Here is an 18887-nt window from a genome sequence, read left to right as displayed (position 1 = left end):
CGCCGCTACTGGATGAGGGACTTGAACGGGTCGTCGTACGCCTGGAACGGCTTGGGCGTGGCCGCGAGGGCCTGCTCGGCGTTGTCCTTGGTGACCAGCTCGACCGGGGCCTCGACGTTGGCGGGCAACGTCTTGCCGCTCGCCGCCGCCTGGCACGCCTCGACGCCCATCAGGCCGATGGCGTAGGGGTACTGGGCGACGGTGCCGTCGAGCGTGCCGGCCTTGACCGCCTCCAGGGCGTCCTTGATGCCGTCGACGCTGATGACCTTCACCTTGCCGGTCTGACCGGCGTTGGCGATGGCGCGGGCCACGCCGAGCCCCATGTCGTCGTTGGCGACGAAGAAGCCTTTCAGGTCGGGGTTCGCCCGCATCACGTCCGTCGCGGCCGTGAGCGCGGTCTGGCGCTCCCAGTTGGCGGCGACGGTCTGCGCCAGGGTGAGCTTGGAGCCGCCGATGCCCTGCCCGAAGCCCTCCACGCGGGCGCCGCTGGTGACGTCGCCGGCGATGCCGCCGATGGCCGCGACCTTGCCGCCCTCCGGCACCAGCTCGACCATCCGCTGCCCGGCCATCTTGCCGGCCTCGGTGTTGTCGGTGCCGATGTAGGTGGCCAGCTTCACGTTGGCGCTCCTGGCCGCCTGCGGGTCGACCGGGCTGTCGATGTTGACGATGGTCTTGTTCATCGCCGAGAGCCGGGCGAGCCCCTGGACGAGGTTGGTGCCGGAGATCGGATTGACCACGTAGCAGGAGAAGTCCTGGCCGGCGAGGCCGTTCAGCTTGTCGGCCTGACCGGTGGTGTCGGTGATCGCGTTCGCGGCCTGGACCGTGACGGTCGCGCCGGAGGTCTTCGCCTGCTCGTCGATGCCCTGCTTCATCGTCTGGAAGAACGGGTTGTCCAGGCCCTTGATCACCGCGGCTATCTTGGGCTGGGCGGCGGCGGCCTGCCGCACGGTCGTGCCGGTGGCCGAGCCCGCGGGCTCGCCGGCACCGCACGCGCCCAGGACGAGCGCGCCGGCCGCTGCGACCGCTCCGAATGCCGCTGCGCGACGGCCTCTGGCGTTGGCGTACATCGGATGCCCCTTTCGGCGTAGATGTCCGAACCGTAAACCCGTCTTCTAGCGCCTGACAACCCTTCTTTCGACTTATTACGTCGAAACATCCTTGACTTACGCATACCAAGCGACATAGCTACAGTGGTCGTATGAGCACCATGACCCCGGTCACGCCGCGGATGGGAGTGAGCAGCGGTGAGATCCTCGGCCTGTTCCGCGCGGTCGCCGACGGCCTGACCAAGGCCGATGTGGCCCGCCGCACCGGCCTGTCGCGGACCACGGTCAACCAGCGGCTCGACGGGCTCCTGGCCGCGGGGCTGCTCGTCCCCGGCCCGGAGGAGGCCCGCACGCGGGGCCGCCCCGCCGGCCAGTTCGTCGTCAACCGCGACCGCGGGGTCCTGCTCGTCGCCGACATCGGCGCCACCGCCCTGCGCGCCGCGCTGTGCGACCTGGGCGGCAGGGTGCGGATCGAGCGGGAGGTCAGGGCCGACGTCACCACGGGTCCGGAGACGATCCTCACCATCGTCGAGAAGCTGTTCGCGGAGATCCTGCACGACTCCGGCAACGCCCCCGGCCGGGTCCTCGGGGTCGGCCTCGACGTCCCCGGCCCGGTCGACTTCGCGACGGGCCGGGTGGTCAGCCCGCCGATCATGACCGGCTGGGACCGCTTCGACATCCCCGGCTGGTTCAGCGCCCAGTACGACTGCCCGGTGCTGGTCGACAAGGACGTCAACGCCATGGCGTACGGCGAGCAGCGCCTGCGCCACCCGGACGTGCCCCACCTGCTCATGGTCAAGATCGGCACCGGGGTGGGCACCGGCCTGATCGCCGGCGGCCAGGTGCACCGGGGCGCCGACGGCGCGGCCGGCGACGTCGGCCACACCCAGGTCACCGTAGACGGCGTGGCCGAGCCGCCGCTCTGCCGGTGCGGCAACTCCGGCTGCGTCGAGGCCTACGCGGGCGGCTGGGCCCTGGTGCGCGACCTGCGGGCCGAAGGACGCGACGTCACCACCGTCGACGACGCCGTCCGCCTCATCCGCGCCGGCGACCCCGCCGGCGTCCGGCTCGCCCGGCGCGCCGCCCGCATCCTCGGCGGCGCCCTCGCCGACACGGTCAACCTGTTCAACCCGCGCGTCATCGCGATCTGCGGCCAGCTCGCCCACACCGACGAACAGCTCTTCGCCGGCATCCGCGAGATCGTCTACCGGCGCTCCCTGCCCCTGGCCACCCGCAACCTCCAGATCGTGCGCAGCGACCTCGACCCGCACGCGGGCGTCCTCGGCCTCGCCCAGCTCCTGGTGGACGACATCTACTCGCCCGCCCGGGTCCAGGAACTCGTCGACCGCGCCACGGCCTAGCCACCGGCCGGCGGAGGCGCTTCTAGGATGGCGGAGAAGACCACGCAAGGCCGCCAACGAAGGAGGACGTCGTGCCCGCACCGCTTCCGCACGAACACCTGCCGCCGGTCCCCGCCCTCTCCGTCGAGAGCGGCGACGTCATGGACGGGGACAGGCTCGGAGACCTGCACGTCTTCAACGACTGGGGCATGACCGGCCAGAACCTCTCGCCCGCCCTGCGCTGGTCCGGCGCCCCGGAGGGCACCCGCGGCTACGCCGTCACCTGCTTCGACCCCGACGCGCCCACGGGCAGCGGATTCTGGCACTGGGTGCTGTTCGACATCCCGGCCTCGGTCACCGAGCTGCCCACGGGCGCCGGCACCGCGCCGGAGTTCAAGGGGCTGCCGGAGGGTGCGACGCACGCCCGCAACGACTACGGCGTCAAGGCCTACGGCGGCGCCGCTCCCCCGCCCGGCGACGCGCACCGCTACGTGTTCACGGTGCACGCCCTGAGCGTCGACAAGCTGGGCGTCGACTCCGACGCGAGCCCGGCGGTGGTCGGCTTCAACATCACCGCCAACACCCTGGCCCGGGGCCACCTCACCCCGCACTTCGGCGTCTGACCGCCACCAGGAGGCCCGCTCCGGCCCCTCCCCCCGCCCGGGCCCGCCAGGAGCGCAGGCGGGCGAGGAGCGCAGGGGGCGAGGGGCCGCAGGCGGGCGTGCCGAGCGGAGTCAGCAAGTACTCCACCCGCGGCGGCATCTCGGGGAAGGCACAAGGAAATCGGGCGACCCGGCTGGTGCCGGATCGCCCGATCGGGGTGCTGCTGGGTGCCTGGAAGGCGTCAGAAGTCCATGTCGCCGCCGCCGGGCATGGCGGGAGCGGCAGGGTTCTTCTCCGGCTTCTCGGCGATGACGGCCTCGGTGGTGAGGAAGAGCGCCGCGATGGAGGCGGCGTTCTGCAGCGCGGAGCGCGTCACCTTGGCCGGGTCGATGATGCCCGAGGCGAACATGTCGACGTACTCGCCCGTGGCGGCGTTGAGGCCCTCGCCCGGAGTGAGGTTGCGGACCTTCTCCACCACGACGCCGCCCTCAAGGCCGGCGTTGACGGCGATCTGCTTCAGCGGCTCCTCCAGAGCCTTGCGCACGATCGCGGCACCGGTGGCCTCGTCGCCCGACAGCTCCAGCTTGTCGAACGCCTTGGCGCCGGCCTGCAGCAGCGCCACGCCACCGCCGGGGACGATGCCCTCCTCGACGGCCGCCTTCGCGTTGCGCACGGCGTCCTCGATGCGGTGCTTGCGCTCCTTGAGCTCGACCTCGGTCGCGGCGCCGGCCTTGATGACGGCGACACCACCGGCGAGCTTGGCCAGGCGCTCCTGGAGCTTCTCGCGGTCGTAGTCGGAGTCGGTGCGCTCGATCTCGGCGCGGATCTCGTTGACCCGGCCGGCGATGGCGTCGGGGTCGCCCGCGCCGTCGACGATCGTGGTCTCGTCCTTGGTGACGACGACCTTGCGGGCGCGGCCGAGCTGGTCGAGCGTGGTGCTCTCCAGCTTGAGGCCGACCTCCTCGGCGATGACCTGGCCACCGGTGAGGATGGCGATGTCGCCGAGCATGGCCTTGCGGCGGTCACCGAAGCCCGGGGCCTTGACGGCCACGGAGCGGAACAGGCCGCGGATCTTGTTGACCACCAGGGTCGCCAGGGCCTCGCCCTCGACGTCCTCGGCGATGATCAGCAGCGGCTTGCCGGACTGCACGACCTTGTCGAGCAGCGGCAGCAGGTCCTTGTTGGCCGAGACCTTGGAGTTGACGACCAGGATGTACGGGTCCTCGAGCACGGCCTCCATGCGGTCCGAGTCGGTGACGAAGTACATCGAGGTCATGCCCTTGTCGAAGCGCATGCCCTCGGTGAGCTCAAGCTCCAGACCGAAGGTGTTGCTCTCCTCGACGGTGATGACGCCTTCCTTGCCGACCTTGTCCATCGCCTCGGCGATGAGCGAGCCGATCTCGGGGTCGGCGGCGGAGATGGAGGCCGTGGAGGCGATCTGCTCCTTGGTCTCGACGTCCTTGGCCAGCTTGGACAGCTCCTCGCTGACCCGCTCGACCGCGGACTCGATGCCCTTCTTCAGCGCCATCGGGTTGGCGCCGGCGGCAACGTTGCGCAGACCCTCGCGCACCAGCGCCTGGGCGAGCACGGTGGCGGTGGTGGTGCCGTCACCCGCGACGTCGTCCGTCTTCTTGGCGACTTCCTTGACCAGCTCGGCCCCGATCTTCTCCCACGGGTCCTCGAGCTCGATCTCCTTGGCGATGGACACACCGTCGTTGGTGATCGTGGGGGCGCCCCACTTCTTCTCCAGCACGACGTTGCGGCCCTTGGGGCCGAGGGTCACCTTGACGGCGTCGGCGAGCTGGTTCATACCGCGCTCGAGACCGCGCCGGGCGTCCTCGTCAAACGCGATCATCTTGGCTGCCATAAGGCTGGACCTCCCAGATGCAGGGTGGCTTGGTAGTGGACCGAGCCGACGCCCGCGACGGCATGTGGGCCCGCGTCTCCGTTGGCGGGCCCCATCGTCTCGATCCCCGTTGCTGGCACTCACGAACAGAGAGTGCCAACGAACTGTTTAGCACTCTACCCCGCCGAGTGCAAGCCGACGCCACCCCGGCCCAGCTCAGGACAAGGGTTGCCCCGGGAAGAACGAGTGGATTACCCGGATGGTCCCGTACGGCGGGCCTACGAGAGGCCCGCCGTATCTCCGGGGAAGGGGGGAACGGCAGGCCGCGCCGGACTGCGCTGCCGTACGGCCTGCCGATGCGCGCCAGTGACGTGGATCAGACCGTGCGGACGGATTCCGCCTGCGGTCCCTTCTGGCCCTGTGTGATCTCGAACTCGACGCGCTGGCCCTGCTCCAGAGAGCGATAGCCGTCCATCATGATGGCCGAGTAATGAACGAACACATCCTTACCACCGTCTACCGCGATGAAGCCGTAGCCCTTGTCCGCGTTGAACCATTTGACGGTGCCCTGCGCCACTTCCGACTCCTCTTACTGGTCTCGCGGGTCCGCCCATTCGTCCGCGAGACCCGCAATCGTCTGACTAATGCTGAAATCAGGCAGACGATCGCCTCGACCATACCTGTGGGACGCCGTTTGGCAACAGTGTCAAAGAACGAACTGCGCAATTCATCCCAGTGGGCTCGTTCAAGTTTGAAATTCCACAAAAAGCGGAAGGCGCCCACAAGGGGCGCCTTCGAGGTGCTGCGCTGCGACAACGGGTCCGAGGGACGGCCGGGCCCTCCCGCGACCGGGGCCGCGCCTCCCAGGCCGGCCGCCCGCCAGGGCCGCCGCCGGCCCGCCGGCCCGGATCGCGCGGGATGGCCGTCAGCCGCCGGCGACGGCCGGGATGATGGAGATCTGGACGCCGTCGGGCGTCGGCGTGTCCAGGCCCTCGACGAAACGGACATCCTCTTCGCCCACGTAAACGTTGACAAAACGGCGAATCTTGCCCGATTCATCCAGAATGCGCGCACCGATCCCCGGGTAGTCCGAGTCGAGCTTCGCGAGAACGTCACGAAGAGTCGCGCCCTCGCCACTCACTTCCGCGTTTCCGCCGGTGTAGGTGCGCAGGATGGTCGGAATCCGTACCGAAACACTCATCTTTATCTCGCCTTTCCTGGTTGTCAGACAGCCGCGCGGAACGCGTCGAGAGAGGGCCGGATCACGGCCGTGGGCGCCGCGCCGTCGGAGACCGCGTCGAGCGTCTTGAGCCCGTCGCCGGTGTTGAGCACCACGGTCTCCGCCTCGGGGTCGAGCCGCCCGGTCTCGACGAGCTTCTTCAGCACGCCGACGGTGACCCCGCCGGCCGTCTCGGCGAAGATGCCCTCGGTCGAGGCGAGCAGCCTGATCGCGGCGACGATCTCGGCGTCGGTGACGTCCTCCACCGCGCCGCCGGTGCGGCGGGCGATGTCGAGCACGTACGGCCCGTCGGCGGGGTTGCCGATGGCCAGGGACTTGGCGATGGTGTCGGGCTTGACCGGCTGGACCACCTCGTGGCCCGCCTTGAAGGCGGTGGAGACCGGCGAGCAGCCCTGTGCCTGCGCGCCGAAGACCTTGTACGGCCGGTCCTCGACCAGGCCCAGCGCGATGAGCTCCTTGAAACCCTTGTCGATCTTGGTGAGCTGGGAGCCGGAGGCGATCGGGATGACGATCTGCTCGGGCAGCCGCCAGCCGAGCTGTTCGGCGATCTCGTAGGCGAGGGTCTTGGAGCCCTCGGCGTAGTAGGGCCGCAGGTTGACGTTGACGAAGCCCCACTTGTCGCCCAGCGGGTCGCCGATCAGCTCGGAGCAGAAGCGGTTGACCTCGTCGTAGGTGCCCTCGATCCCGATCAGCTTGCCGCCGAACACCCGCGCCATCGCGATCTTGGCCTGCTCCAGGTCGGCGGGGATGAACACACAGGCGTCCAGCCCGGCCCGCGCCGCGGCGGCCGTCACCGCGCCGGCGAGGTTGCCGGTGGAGGAGCAGGAGAGCGTGTGGAAGCCGAAGTTGCGCGCCGCCTCGACGGCGATGGCGACGACCCGGTCCTTGAAGGAGTGGGTGGGGTTGCCCGAGTCGTCCTTGACGTACAGGGACCTGATGCCCAGCGCCTTGCCGAGGTTGCCCGCCTTGACGAGCTTGGTCCAGCCGGGGTTCATGTTCGGCTTGGTCGCGACGTCGGCGGGGACGGGGAGCAGGGAGCGGTAGCGCCAGATGTTGGCCGGGCCCGACTCGATGTCCGCGCGGGTGACGTCGCCGAAGGAGTAGGCCGCCTCCAGCGGCCCGAAACACTCCAGGCACGCGAAGCTGGGCCCGAGGTCGTAGCGGGCGCCGCACTCGCGGCAGGACAGGGCGGTGGCAGGACCGAAGTCAAGCGACATGAAGCGAGGCCTTCCCTCATCTTCGCCTGCGGCCACCTTGACCGCAGACCGGAATTGGCACCTTGTCCCGGTCGGCCTCGCCAGGTCGCGAGTCACAAGCCGGGAGGGTTGCCGGGGCTTCGCAGGGCCGGTCCCTCCACCCCTCTGGATGAGCAATATTCAGTTGTCATGCGGTTGTCGGATCGAACTCTACCCGGCCAGGCCGCCCGCCTGACCAACCGTCTCACCATCCGAGACGGACGGTCTCACCTGTAGTCGTCCCCGAGCGCCGCCTGGACGTACTTGCGCGCCTGGTGGATGCGCGACTTGGCGGTGCCGAGAGGGATGCCGAGCTGCTCGGCCACCTCGTTGTAGTCGAGCTGCACGATGTCGCGCAGCACCAGCGCCTGGGCCAGGTCGGGCTTGTCGGCCTCCAGCGCCTCCATGGCGTCGAGCAGGTCGAGCCGCGAGCCGGCGATGACGCTGACCCGGCGTACGTCGGGCTTCTGCATGGGCAGCTCGTCGGAGCTCTGCTCGGCCGCCCGGCGCTTCAGCGACCGGTAGGTGGTGCGCGCGCAGTTGGCGGTCACGATGTGCAGCCACGTGCTGAACCTGGCGCGCCCCTCGAAGCGGCCGATGTTGCGGGCCACGGCGAGCAGGGTGTCCTGGGATGCCTCCTCGGCGTCCTGCCGGTAGGGCAGGATCCGGGCGCAGTGCCGCATGACGTCGGGCTCGATCCGCCGCAACAGCTCGCCGAGCGCGCGATGATCTCCGGCTGCGGCGGAACGGGCGAGTTCCTCGGTTAGCTCATCAAGCGCCATAGCTGGGATCCTATGGTTGGAGGGAGCGTAAATGAACAGCGTCCTGGTTGCGTCGAACAGAGGCCCCGTCTCGTTCACCGTCTCCGACGACGGTGTTCTCACCATGCGGCGTGGCGGCGGCGGGCTGGTCTCCGGGCTGTCCGGGGTGAGCAAGGACCTCGGCGTGCTGTGGGTGTGCGCGGCGCTGTCCGACGGCGACCGCAGCGCGGTCCGGCAGGCTCCCGGCGGCCGGCTCGACCACGCCGGCTACGACACCGGCGCGCTGCGGATGCTCGACATCCCCGCGGCCACGTTCCACCGCGCCTACAACGCCGTCGCCAACTCGACCCTGTGGTTCGTCAACCACCTGCTCTACGACATCCCCAACACGCCGAGCTTCGGCTCGCGCTTCCACCGCGAGTGGGAGTCCTACCGCGACTACAACGGCGCGTTCGCCCTGGCGCTGGCCGAGGAGGCCGCCCACGAGGCGCGGGTGATGGTGCAGGACTACCACCTGACGCTGACCCCGGCGATGCTCCGGGCCGAGCGGCCCGACCTGCGCATCGCCCACTTCAGCCACACGCCCTGGGCGCCGCCCGAATACTTCTCGCTGCTGCCCGACGAGGTGGCCCACGAGGTGCTGGAGGGCATCCTGGGCGCCGACCACGCCGGTTTCCTCACCGCGCGCTGGGCGCGGGCGTTCATGGACTGCTGCCGGTCGTTGCTCGGCGCCGACGTCGACCCCGCCGCCGGCACGGTCACGCACGAGGGCCGCACCACCCGCGTCGGCGTGCACGCCCTGGGCGTGGACGGCGCGGCGCTGCGCCGGCGGGCCGGCGAGCCCGACGTCGAGTCGCACATGGCGGCGCTGCGCGAGCAGGTCGGCGACCGGCGGCTGATCGTCCGCATCGACCGGACCGAGCTGTCCAAGAACATCGTGCGCGGCCTGCTCGCCTACCGGGAGTTCCTGGCGGCGCATCCCGAGTGGCACGGGCGGGTGGTGCACCTGGCCTTCGCCTACCCGAGCCGGCACGACCTGCCCGAATACCGCGAGTACACCGCGTCGGTGCAGCGCTGCGCCCAGGAGATCGAGCACGAGTACGCGACCGAGGACTGGGACCCGCTGATCCTCAACGTCGACGACGACTACCCGCGCTCGCTGGCCGCCTACCGGCTGGCCGACGTGCTGCTGGTCAACCCGATCCGCGACGGCATGAACCTCGTGGCCAAGGAGGGGCCGATCCTGTCGCCCCGGGCCGCGCTGGTGCTCTCCCGCGAGGCGGGGGCGGCGGCCGAGCTGGGCGAGCACGCGCTGCTGGTCAACCCCTACGACGTCCGCGGCACCGCCGACGCGCTGCACCGGGCGCTGGTGATGCCGGAGGACGAGCGGGCGCGCCGCCGGGAGCTGCTGGTCGCCGCGGCCACGGCCCTGCCGCCGCGGCGCTGGCTCGCCGACCAGCTCGACGCGCTCGACCACGACCCGGGGTGACGGCCAGGCCGCGCGCCTGAGCACGCAGGTTGTCCGCGTTACTGCCTATTGATCCGTAACAACGGCTTGCAGGGCTATTCTCGGCGACACATGATCGGTTGCTCACCAGACTCGTGTACCCGGCGCGTACGACCCGACCCGACGGAGAAGATCGGCAGTGGAAGACTCCCCCCAGTACCAGGTGAAGGCGGCCGAGCTCGCCGGCCGTGGCATCGACTTCAACGACATCCTCTGGAAGATCAAGAGCGTCTACAGCGGTGTCTGGTCCGCGAAGCTGGGCGAAGCATCGCTCGGCATCGTCGGCAACTCCTTCCTGCCCGACTACGAGCGCTGGCGGGGCGCGCTGACCCAGGATCTGCAGAACGGCGAGGTCGAGGCCGAGGCGATCGGCGAGAAGGTCTTCAAGTCGGGCAGCAGGTATCTCCAGGCCGAGGACGGTGCCGCGCAGGCCGTGCTGGCGGCGGTCGAGCGCTCCTCGCTGCCCGAGAGCGCCGACAGGCCAGGCGGCAACCCCTACTACGAGCAGGCGTGGCGCGACAACAACATGCTCTCGGCGGCCTCCGCCTCCTCCCCCGGCCACATGGTCGCCGGCTCCGCGGCCGCGGTGGCGGCCGTCACCGCGCCGGCAGCGCAGTGGGGGATCCGCCACGAGCGGCACCTGGTGCGCACCGGCCTCAGGTCCGCCGAGGCCAGCAAGGCGGTGATGGCCAACCTGATGCGGTGCAGGACGTTCTCGCTGGCGCTCGTCGCCGCGGCGGCGACCTGGTGGGTGACGGTCATCCCGACCGACGAGGACCTGAACTCGGCGGTGGCGTGGCTGGACCGCGCCAGCACCGAAGCCGGCAAGGCCTTCGGACGCGACACCCCGCAGGTCCGCGAGGCGATCACGCGGGCATGGGCAGGCGAGACGATGCGGGCGGCCGACGCGCGGATCGTCGACTTCATGGCCGCCGGGCTGCAGGCCGGCTTCCGGGCCGGGCGCATGGCGGACGCGCTGGACAGGATGGCGCAACGGCTCAACGTCGTCCACAAGAGCGCGCTGACGCTGTCGGTGCTCCTCGGCGGTGCCATCATCGCCGCGGGCGCGCTGTCCCGCGTCCATCCCGCGGCGCGGCTCGTCGCCGAGGCCATGGGCACCAAGCTCGCCGCGGCCCTGACCGTCTGTGCCAACCTGGTCCCGATCCTCATCGCCCGGGAGTTGATGGAGGGGGCGCGGGAGGGCGCCACGGACCCGCTGGTGATCGACGGTCGCGTGGTGCCCGGGTTCAGGCGGCCGCAGCACTCCCCCGGGGCGTGATCCCACCCGGCTCCGCGGCGGCGGGGCCCGGGCCTCGACGGCCGCCCCCGCCCGCGCGGGAGCGGCCATCGGCGGGGGGCTGGAGCGCCAGGTTGGCGGCGTTCAGGAACGGCTGACGGCCGAGGCCAGCTCCGAGAGCAGGGCGACGACGCCCTGCGGGCCGTCCACGACGATGTCGGCGCGTTCGGCGAGCAGCGTCACCTCCGCCGAGCCGCTGCACACGGTGACACCCGGCAGCCCGGAGTTCGCGACCGCGTCGAACGCCGCCAGGTCGCCGAGGTCGTCGCCGACGAACATCACGGACCGGGCGGCGCGTTCGGCCAGGAACAGGCCGAGGGCGTGCCCCTTGTCCATGCCGGGCGGACGCAGCTCCAGCACCATCCGGCCCGGCTCCAGCACCAGGTCGTGCTTGGCGGCGAGCCGGGCCAGCGGCTCGCGCAGTGCGGCCAGGGCGGCTTCGGGATCGGCCACCCGCCGGGTGTGCACGGCGACCGCCCGGCCCTTGTCCTCGATCGTGACGTCGGAATGCCCGAGCGAGGCGAGCAGCAGCGGCAGCTCCGCCTCGGCCCGCGGCACGCCGGCCGGGGGCGGCGGGGCGGAGATCCGGCCGTCCTCCCACCGCTCGAACCCGTAGTGGCCCAGCACCACCAGGCCGGGCACGTCGGCGAGGCCAGGGCCCAGCTCAAGCACGGTGGCGACCGGCCGGCCGGTCACGATGGCCACCGCCGCCACGTGCGCGCCCAGCTCGGCCAGCACGCCGGCCGCTTCGGGATGGATCCTGGCTGAGGCGGGATCGGGCACGATCGGCGCCAGCGTGCCGTCGAAGTCGAGCCCGATCACGGCGCCGCCGGGATCTTTCAGGATGGCTTCCATTCCAGGGATGTTCCTCACGCGGCTGCACTACCCCAAGGGTCAGGGGCGCATGCCCAGCCGCCGCGCGGCCCGTTCGCGCTGGCGGGTTGCGCGCAGCCTGCGCAGCCGCTTGACCAGCATGGGGTCCTGCTCCAGGGCTTCGGGCCTGTCGATGAGTTCGCCGAGAAGCTGGTAGTAGCGGGTGGCGGAGAACCCGAAGGTCTCCTTGATGGCGTGCTCCTTGGCGCCCGCGTGCCGCCACCAGTGGCGTTCGAAGGCGAGGAGTTCGAGGTCGCGTTCCGTGAGGGGCTGGTGCGATGGTTCGTCGGCAGCACTGTCACCGCTGACCGGTGCAGTGTCCATGGTGTCCTCCTCGAAGGCTGCGCGCGACGATCACGACACGCGCGTGTGGCCCGTCGCCATCGTAATGTGCGGAGTGCGGCTGTTCACGGCGGATTGGGAGACGTACAGTCACTAAGTGTGACCTCAGTCATCACGCTTCTCACCGACTACGGGCTTGAGGACGGCTACGTGGCGGCCTGCCACGGGGTGATCGCCGGGATCGCGCCCGACGTCCGGGTGATCGACGTGTGCCACGCCGTCCCGTCGGGCGACGTACGGCGGGGCGCGGCGATCCTCGCGCAGACCATCCCGTACCTGCCCAAGGGCGTGCACGTGGGCGCGGTGGACCCCGGCACGGGCGGGGCCAGGCGCGCGGTCGCGATCGAGGCGGGCGGCCGGGTGTTCGTCGGCCCCGACAACGGGCTGCTCTCGTGGGCGGTGCACGCGGCCGGCGGCGCCGAGGCGGCGTACGAGATCAGCAACGAGGAGTATTTCCTGAGACCCGTCTCGCCCACCTTCCACGGGCGCGACGTCTACGCTCCCGTCGCCGGGCGGCTGTGCGTCGGGCTGACCCCGGCCGAGCTGGGTCCCGAGCGGCCGCCGTCGCGGCTGATCTCGCTGCCGGAGCCCACCTCCCTGATGCGGGAGGACGCGGTGGAGGGGGAGGTCGTCTCGGTGGACCGGCACGGCAACACCCAGACCTCCATCACGGCGGGCGACCTGGAGTCGCTGGGGGTGCGGGTCGGCGACACGCTGGCCGTGTGGCTGGGCCGGCGGCAGCTGTCGATGCCGTACCGGGAGACGTACGCGGCGGTGCCGCCGGGCGAGCTGGTCGCGTTCGCCGACTCGGTGGGGCTGGTGGCGTTCGCGGTGAACTCGGGGGACGCGGCCCAGCGGCTGGGCCTGCCCCCCGGCGCACATATCCGGATTTGTCCGTCACGGTGAGGCGAAATCCCGCATAAGCCAATTACAGCTCGTATCGGACTGTTTACTGAAGCGTCGGACTGGGCGCGTGGACGACTGTCACAATCTCCGGCATCGGGTGGTCCCCTCCTGCCCCAGAGGTCGACATGTGTCAGATGTCCGTCGTGCTGCTCGCGCTCATGTCCGCGATCGCACCGTCCGTGCCGACCGTGCCCGCCTCCGCCGAGCGATGGCACGCCTGGCCGCCGACGAAGCACTTCCCCGCGTCCGTGCCCGGCACCAGCCCGTCCGGCGCCCGGGTCACCTACCTGCTGGCCGGGATCGCCCGCGAGGCGTCCTGCCGGCGGGTGTTCCGGCCCGCCGCCCTGCGCATGCTGCGCGGCTGCGTGACCGCGCTGCGGGCCACGTACACCGACAGCACGCAGACCTACGTCATCACGGCCGGGATCACGGTGCTGGCCCGGCCCGGCTCGGCACGGGCGACCGCCGGCATACCGCCCGGCGCGACCGTCGAGGTGCGCGCGAAACGGCTGCGGTCGCTCGTGCGGCCGCTGGCCGTCGCCGGCGGCCCCGCCGAACGATTCGGCAGGCGGCAGTGCCTCACCGGCTTCGCCCTGGCCTCCGGTGACGGGCGCGTCGTGGCGAGCGCGGCCGGCTACGCCGACGGCCGGCCGTACCGGCGGGGGGCGCAGGTCGCGCCCCGCCTGGTGGACGGGGCGCGGCAGCTCGCCCAGGCCCTGCACCGGAACCTGACGCGATGATCGGCCCCAGGGCGGGCCTGCTCGCCCTCTGCCTCACCGTCCCCCTGCTCGCGCCCGCACCCCCGCCCGCCGGCGCACGCACCGCCCCGCACGCCGACACGCCCGCGCCCCCGCCCGCGGGCGCACGCGGCGCCCCGCACCCCGGCACGCCCGCGCCCGCGCAAGTCGGCGCACGCGCCGCCTCGCACGCCGGCACGTCCACGGTCCGGGCGGCGGACGCCCGGCTGTACGGTCCCGCCGCGCGGCCAGGGACGCCCGACGCGCAGTGGCAGCTCTCCGCGCTGCGGCTGCCCGAGGCCTGGCGGTGGAGCACCGGCGAGGGCGTGCTGGTCGCCGTCCTCGACACCGGGGTGAACGGGCGCCACCCGGACCTCGCCGGCGCCGTCGTCCCCGGCCCCGACCTGACCGGCGTGGCCCGCTCCCCCGGCCGGTGGGGCCACCACGGCACCGCGATGGCCAGCCTCATCGCCGGCCACGGCCATCCCGCCCCCGAGCGCGCCTGGCAGCGCGGCCGGGTCGAGCGCACGAGCGCGGGCGATCCGCGTGCCGCCGTGGCCGGGCCGGTGGGCGTGGTCGGCGCGGCCCCGTCGGCGCGCATCCTGTCGGTACGGGTCACGCTGGAGAACGGCGACCCGCTGCGCGCAAAGGGCCGGCCGGGCAACCCCGGCGCGCTGGCAGCCGGCATCCGCTACGCCGCCGACCGCGGCGCGGACGTCATCAGCATGTCGCTGGGCGGCGGCGACGGCTCCTGGGAGGGCTCGGCGGCCGAGGAGGAGGCCGTGCAGTACGCGATCTCCCGTGGCGCCGTGCTCGTGGCCTCCTCGGGCAACGACGGGGAGACGACGAACCGCCGCAACTTCCCCGCCGCCTATCCCGGTGTGATCGCGGTGGGGGCGGTGGACCGGCGGCTGCGGGTGGCCGGGTTCTCCAACCGGCAGGACTACGTCTCGGTGGTCGCGCCGGGCACCGGGATCGTCACGGCCGACGGCCGCGGCTCCTACGTGGTGGGCGACGGCACCAGTTCGGCCGCGGCCCTGGTGGCGGGCATCGCCGCGCTGGTCAAGGGGCTGCGGCCGGACCTGTCGCCGTACCAGGTGCGCACGGCGATCGAGCGGGGCGCCCGCGGGCGGCCCGCCGGCCACAGCCGCGCCTACGGGCACGGGGTCGCCGACGCGGTGCGGGCGCTGCACGAGGCGCGGCGGATGGCGGGCCGGGCGCCCGCGTCCGGCCCGCCATCCGCCCGTTCCGACCCGCGGCAGGCGGGGCGCCCGCTGTCCCGGCTGCCGGTGATCGTGGCCCTGCTGGTGCTCTCGGCCGTGATGGCGGCCCGGGTGTTCCGCAGAGGGCATGTACCCTAGCAAGCGCTTGTGTAATACTGCTGGCTATGACACTGGCGATCGAGGGCTGGTTCACCGTCGAGCCGGACGGCACCCATCTGATCGGCACCCGGTGCGCCTCCTGCGGCACGGTCGCGTTCCCGCCACGGACCGGCGGCTGCCCCGCCCCGGACTGCCCGGGCGAGTCCATGACGGAGACCCGCCTGTCGAGACGGGGCCGGATCTGGTCCTACACGGTCGCCCGCTACCCGCCGCCCGAGCCGTTCGTGGCCGCCGAGCCGTACACGCCGGTCACGCTGGCCGCCGTGGAGCTGGCCCGCGAGGGCATCGTGGTTCTCGGCCAGGTCAAGGACCTCGCGCCCGACGAGCTGGCGGTCGGCATGGAGGTCGAGCTCACCTGCGGGCCGCTCGCCGACGGCCCGCTGGTGTGGATGTGGGGCCGGGCCTCGTGAGCGTCGTGGTGCTGGGCACCGGCATGCACCCGTGGGGCAAGTGGGGCAGGCCGTTCGCCGAGTACGGCGTGGCGGCGGCCCGCGAGGCGCTCCGCGACGCCGGCGTGGCCTGGCGCGACGTCGGGTACGCCGTAGGCGCCGCCACGATCAGGAACGGCTATCCCGGCTTCGTGGCCGGCGCCACCTACGCCCGGGCGCTGGGCTGGTCGGGCGCGCGGATCGCGTCCTGCTACGCCGCCTGCGCCTCCGGCGCCCAGGCGATCGACATCGCGCGCACCCGGATCCTCGCCGGCCTGTGCGACGTCGCGTTGGTGGTCGGCGCCGACGCCACCCCCAAGGGCTTCTTCAAGCCGGTCGGCGGCGACCGGCCCGACGATCCCGACTGGCTGCGCTTCCGGCTGCTGGGCGCGACCAACCCGGCCTACTTCGGCCTGTACGCGCGCCGCCGGATGGCCCGGTACGGCTCGACACCGGAGGACTTCGCCGCCGTCAAGGTCAAGAACGCCCTGGCCGGCTCGCTGAACCCGCTGGCCCGCTACCGCAGGACCGTCACCGCCGAGGAGGTGCTGGCCTCCCCCATGGTGGCCGACCCGCTGCGCCTCATGGACATCTGTGCCACCTCCGACGGCGGGGCCGCGCTCGTGCTGGCCTCCTCCGCCTACGCCCGCCGGCACGGCGTCACCGGCGCGGTACGCCTGGCCGCCGTGTCCACCGTGACCCCGGCGTTCCCGAGCACCGTGCTGGAGCTGCCGGAGTTCGCCACCGACTCGTGCGCGGCCGTACCGCCGCCGGAGCGGTCCTTCCGGCAGTCCCTCGCGCACGCCGCCTACGAGGAGGCGGGGCTCGGGCCACGGGAGGTGTCGTTCGCCGAGGTCTACGACCTGTCCACCGCCCTGGAGCTCGACTGGGTGGAGGACGTCGGGCTCTGCCCGGCGGGCGAGGCCGACAAGCTGCTGCGCGCGGGCGACACGGCGCTGGGCGGGCGGGTGCCGGTCAACCCCTCCGGCGGGCTCGCCTCGTTCGGCGAGGCCATTCCCGCCCAGGCCATCGCCCAGGTGTGCGAGCTGACCCGGCAGCTCCGCCACCTGGCGGGCCCCCGCCAGGTGGCGGGGGCCCGGGTGGGCCTGGCCGTCAACCAGGGCCTGTTCGGCCACGGCTCGGCCGTCATCGCCACCCGCTGACACGGCTCGGCCGTCATCGCCACCCGCTGACACGGCTCGACCGTCATCGCCGCCCGCTGACACGGCTCGACCGTCATCGCCGCCCGCAGACACGGCGGGGCCCCCGCGGTCCACCCGCGGGGGCCCCTGCCTGCCTGCTAGCCGACGTGCACGACGTCGTGCGTCTCGGCGAAGTGGCACGCGCTCTCGTGCTGCGTGCCGGGCCGGATCTGCAGCAGCGGCTCCTCCTCCGCGCAGATCTCCTGCGCCTTCCAGCAGCGGGTGCGGAAGCGGCAGCCCGACGGCGGGTTGGCCGGCGAGGGCGGGTCGCCCTGCAGGATGATCCGCTCGCGCTGCTCGCGGCCGTCGGGGTCGGGGACCGGCACGGCCGACAGCAGCGCCTGCGTGTACGGATGAGCCGGCTTGTCGTAGATCTCCACGTCCTTGCCGAGCTCGACGAACTTGCCCAGGTACATCACGCCGACCCGGTCGGAGATGTGGCGCACCACCGACAGGTCGTGGGCGATGAAGATGTACGCCAGGTTGAACTCGTTCTGCAGCCGCTCCAGCAGGTTGATGACCTGCGCCTGGATCGACACGTCCAGCGCGGACACCGGCTCGTCGCAGACGATGATCTCCGGCTGGAGCGCCAGGCCGCGGGCGATGCCGATGCGCTGCCGCTGGCCGCCGGAGAACTGGTGCGGGTAGCGGTTGATGTGGTCGGGGTTGAGGCCCACGACCTCCAGCAACTCCTGCACCCGCCGGCTGCGGTCGCCCTTGGGCGCCACCTCGGTGTGGATGTCGTACGGCTCGCCCACGATGTCGCCGACGGTCATCCGGGGGTTCAGCGAGGTGTAGGGGTCCTGCATCACCATCTGGATGTTGCGGCGCATCCTCTTGAGCTCGCCGCCCCTGGCGCGGGCCATGTCGCGGCCGTTGATCATCACCGAGCCGGACGTGGGCCGCTCCAGCGCCATGAGCAGCTTGGCCAGCGTCGATTTGCCGCACCCCGACTCGCCCACGATGCCCAGCGTCTCGCCCTTGTCGAGGGTGAACGAGACTCCGTCGACGGCCTTGATGGCGCCGATCTGCTTCTTGAACAGGATGCCCTGGGTCAGGGGGAAGTGCTTGACCAGATCGCGGACCTCGAGGATGCGCTCACCCTTGGTCGCCATCGAGGACCTCCCTCCAGTAGTGACACGCGCTGTTGCGCCTGCCGTTGATCTCGTAGAGCGGGGGGTTGTCGGTCACGCAGTTGTCCTGCCGGTACGGGCAGCGCGGGTGGAAGGCGCAGCCGGTCGGCATGTCGAGCAGGTTGGGCGGCAGGCCCTTGATGGCGTACAGCTCCTGGCCCTTGAGGTCGACCCGGGGGATCGACTCCAGCAGGCCCTTCGTGTACGGGTGGGCCGGGTTGCGGTAGATGTCGTGCACGGGCGCGTTCTCGACGATGCGCCCGGCGTACATGACCGCGATCTTGTCGGCGACGTCGGCGACCACGCCGAGGTCGTGCGTGATCAGGATCATGCCCATGTTGCTCTCGCGCTGCAGCTCCGCGAGCAGCTCCATGATCTGGGCCTGCACCGTCACGTCGAGCGCGGTCGTCGGCTCGTCCGCGATCAGCACCTCGGGGTCCAGCGCGATCGACATGGCGATCATGATGCGCTGCCGCATGCCCCCGGAGAACTGGTGCGGATAGTCGTTGACGCGCTGCCTGGCGGCCGGGATGCGCACCCGGTCCATCAGCTCGACGGCCTTGGCCATCGCGTCGCGCTTCGACATGCCCCGGTGCACCCGGAACATCTCGCTGATCTGCCAGCCGACAGTGAACACCGGGTTCAGGGCGGACAGCGCGTCCTGGAAGATCATGGCGATGCGCTGGCCGCGCACCTGCGTGCGGGCCTCGTCCGACAGCCTGAGCAGATCGGTGCCGCGGAAGCGGATCTCCCCCTGGGGGATGCGCGCCGGCGGCATGTCGAGAATGCCCATGATCGCCTGGGCGGTCACGGACTTGCCGGAACCCGACTCGCCCAGCACCGCGAGGGTCTCCCCCGGGCCGAGCGAGTAGCTCACCCCGTTGACGGCCCGGACGGTGCCGGCCCGCGTGGCGAACTCGACGTGCAGGTTGTCCACCGCCAGCAACGGCTCGTCGCCCAGCCCTCCCTCGGCGGGCAACGTGTGCAGCGATGTCTTCTTCATGGATCC

At 71.8% G+C, this 18887-nt stretch carries 19 protein-coding genes and 1 riboswitch; of the genes, 9 read left to right on the top strand and 10 right to left on the bottom strand.

Features of this window, described 5'->3' with window-relative positions; all coding sequences use genetic code 11:
- Positions 1 to 5: 5 nt before the first annotated feature.
- Positions 6 to 1067 carry a substrate-binding domain-containing protein gene (locus ACGF0J_RS31920; protein WP_393151823.1) on the bottom strand — a complete coding sequence of 354 codons (1062 nt, stop codon included), beginning with the start codon at positions 1065 to 1067 and terminating at the stop codon, positions 6 to 8.
- Positions 1068 to 1198: 131 nt separating this feature from the next.
- Here ACGF0J_RS31920 and ACGF0J_RS31915 point away from each other — a divergent pair, with 131 nt between their 5' ends.
- Positions 1199 to 2407 (top strand): ROK family protein, encoded by a 1209-nt coding sequence (locus ACGF0J_RS31915; protein WP_393151821.1) that lies wholly within the window; start codon positions 1199 to 1201, stop codon positions 2405 to 2407.
- A 71-nt stretch (positions 2408 to 2478) separates the two neighbouring features.
- On the top strand, positions 2479 to 3009 hold the full coding sequence (locus ACGF0J_RS31910) for a YbhB/YbcL family Raf kinase inhibitor-like protein (protein WP_393151819.1): 531 nt from the start codon (positions 2479 to 2481) through the stop codon (positions 3007 to 3009).
- A 221-nt stretch (positions 3010 to 3230) separates the two neighbouring features.
- Here ACGF0J_RS31910 and groL read toward each other — a convergent pair whose 3' ends face one another.
- The 5 genes from groL to ACGF0J_RS31885 all read right to left on the bottom strand — a co-directional run bounded on the left by groL (position 3231) and on the right by ACGF0J_RS31885 (position 8092).
- A complete protein-coding gene (gene groL, locus ACGF0J_RS31905; protein ID WP_393151817.1) occupies positions 3231 to 4856 on the bottom strand; it encodes a chaperonin GroEL in 1626 nt (541 codons plus the stop codon).
- A gap of 355 nt (positions 4857 to 5211) precedes the next feature.
- Positions 5212 to 5412, bottom strand: coding sequence for a cold-shock protein (locus tag ACGF0J_RS31900; protein WP_106250594.1), 201 nt, complete (start codon positions 5410 to 5412; stop codon positions 5212 to 5214).
- 348 nt (positions 5413 to 5760) lie between these two features.
- On the bottom strand, positions 5761 to 6036 hold the full coding sequence (locus ACGF0J_RS31895) for a MoaD/ThiS family protein (protein WP_393151815.1): 276 nt from the start codon (positions 6034 to 6036) through the stop codon (positions 5761 to 5763).
- A gap of 23 nt (positions 6037 to 6059) precedes the next feature.
- Positions 6060 to 7292 (bottom strand): threonine synthase, encoded by a 1233-nt coding sequence (gene thrC, locus ACGF0J_RS31890; RefSeq protein ID WP_393151813.1) that lies wholly within the window; start codon positions 7290 to 7292, stop codon positions 6060 to 6062.
- A 13-nt stretch (positions 7293 to 7305) separates the two neighbouring features.
- Positions 7306 to 7447, bottom strand: a riboswitch (SAM riboswitch).
- A 90-nt stretch (positions 7448 to 7537) separates the two neighbouring features.
- Positions 7538 to 8092: an RNA polymerase sigma factor gene (locus ACGF0J_RS31885; RefSeq protein WP_393151811.1), complete on the bottom strand. Its 555-nt coding sequence runs from the start codon at positions 8090 to 8092 to the stop codon at positions 7538 to 7540.
- A gap of 31 nt (positions 8093 to 8123) precedes the next feature.
- Between ACGF0J_RS31885 and ACGF0J_RS31880 the strand changes: the two genes are divergently transcribed.
- Positions 8124 to 9560: a trehalose-6-phosphate synthase gene (locus ACGF0J_RS31880; protein WP_393151809.1), complete on the top strand. Its 1437-nt coding sequence runs from the start codon at positions 8124 to 8126 to the stop codon at positions 9558 to 9560.
- Positions 9561 to 9717: 157 nt separating this feature from the next.
- Positions 9718 to 10857 carry a hypothetical protein gene (locus ACGF0J_RS31875; RefSeq protein ID WP_393151807.1) on the top strand — a complete coding sequence of 380 codons (1140 nt, stop codon included), beginning with the start codon at positions 9718 to 9720 and terminating at the stop codon, positions 10855 to 10857.
- A gap of 102 nt (positions 10858 to 10959) precedes the next feature.
- Here the strand turns inward: ACGF0J_RS31875 and otsB are convergent, their stop codons facing one another.
- Positions 10960 to 11730, bottom strand: a complete 771-nt coding sequence (gene otsB / locus ACGF0J_RS31870) for a trehalose-phosphatase (protein WP_393151805.1) — start codon at positions 11728 to 11730, stop codon at positions 10960 to 10962.
- A gap of 39 nt (positions 11731 to 11769) precedes the next feature.
- Positions 11770 to 12072, bottom strand: coding sequence for a DUF3263 domain-containing protein (locus ACGF0J_RS31865; RefSeq protein ID WP_393151803.1), 303 nt, complete (start codon positions 12070 to 12072; stop codon positions 11770 to 11772).
- 117 nt (positions 12073 to 12189) lie between these two features.
- Here ACGF0J_RS31865 and ACGF0J_RS31860 point away from each other — a divergent pair, with 117 nt between their 5' ends.
- The 5 genes from ACGF0J_RS31860 to ACGF0J_RS31840 all read left to right on the top strand — a co-directional run bounded on the left by ACGF0J_RS31860 (position 12190) and on the right by ACGF0J_RS31840 (position 16706).
- Positions 12190 to 12996 carry an S-adenosyl-l-methionine hydroxide adenosyltransferase family protein gene (locus ACGF0J_RS31860; RefSeq protein ID WP_393151801.1) on the top strand — a complete coding sequence of 269 codons (807 nt, stop codon included), beginning with the start codon at positions 12190 to 12192 and terminating at the stop codon, positions 12994 to 12996.
- A gap of 134 nt (positions 12997 to 13130) precedes the next feature.
- Positions 13131 to 13736, top strand: a complete 606-nt coding sequence (locus ACGF0J_RS31855) for a hypothetical protein (RefSeq protein ID WP_393151799.1) — start codon at positions 13131 to 13133, stop codon at positions 13734 to 13736.
- Complete coding sequence (locus tag ACGF0J_RS31850) at positions 13733 to 15094, top strand: S8 family serine peptidase (RefSeq protein WP_393151797.1); 1362 nt, start codon at positions 13733 to 13735, stop codon at positions 15092 to 15094. Before ACGF0J_RS31855 ends, ACGF0J_RS31850 begins: the two co-directional genes overlap by 4 nt.
- Before the next feature lie 26 nt (positions 15095 to 15120).
- Positions 15121 to 15525 carry a Zn-ribbon domain-containing OB-fold protein gene (locus ACGF0J_RS31845; RefSeq protein WP_393151795.1) on the top strand — a complete coding sequence of 135 codons (405 nt, stop codon included), beginning with the start codon at positions 15121 to 15123 and terminating at the stop codon, positions 15523 to 15525.
- A complete protein-coding gene (locus tag ACGF0J_RS31840) occupies positions 15522 to 16706 on the top strand; it encodes a lipid-transfer protein (RefSeq protein ID WP_393151793.1) in 1185 nt (394 codons plus the stop codon). Before ACGF0J_RS31845 ends, ACGF0J_RS31840 begins: the two co-directional genes overlap by 4 nt.
- 137 nt (positions 16707 to 16843) lie before the next feature.
- Here ACGF0J_RS31840 and ACGF0J_RS31835 read toward each other — a convergent pair whose 3' ends face one another.
- Together ACGF0J_RS31835 and ACGF0J_RS31830 are read right to left on the bottom strand one after the other, a co-directional pair.
- Positions 16844 to 17860 (bottom strand): ABC transporter ATP-binding protein, encoded by a 1017-nt coding sequence (locus ACGF0J_RS31835; RefSeq protein ID WP_393151791.1) that lies wholly within the window; start codon positions 17858 to 17860, stop codon positions 16844 to 16846.
- Positions 17844 to 18881, bottom strand: coding sequence for an ABC transporter ATP-binding protein (locus ACGF0J_RS31830; protein ID WP_393151789.1), 1038 nt, complete (start codon positions 18879 to 18881; stop codon positions 17844 to 17846). Before ACGF0J_RS31830 ends, ACGF0J_RS31835 begins: the two co-directional genes overlap by 17 nt.
- Between the last annotated feature and the right edge of the window lie 6 nt (positions 18882 to 18887).

The organism is Nonomuraea sp. NPDC047897, from assembly GCF_043204415.1.
In the GTDB taxonomy this organism is placed as follows: Bacteria; Actinomycetota; Actinomycetes; order Streptosporangiales; family Streptosporangiaceae; genus Nonomuraea.
Note: the sequence above shows the minus strand (reverse complement) of the source record. Positions and strands in the feature narration are given on the sequence as shown.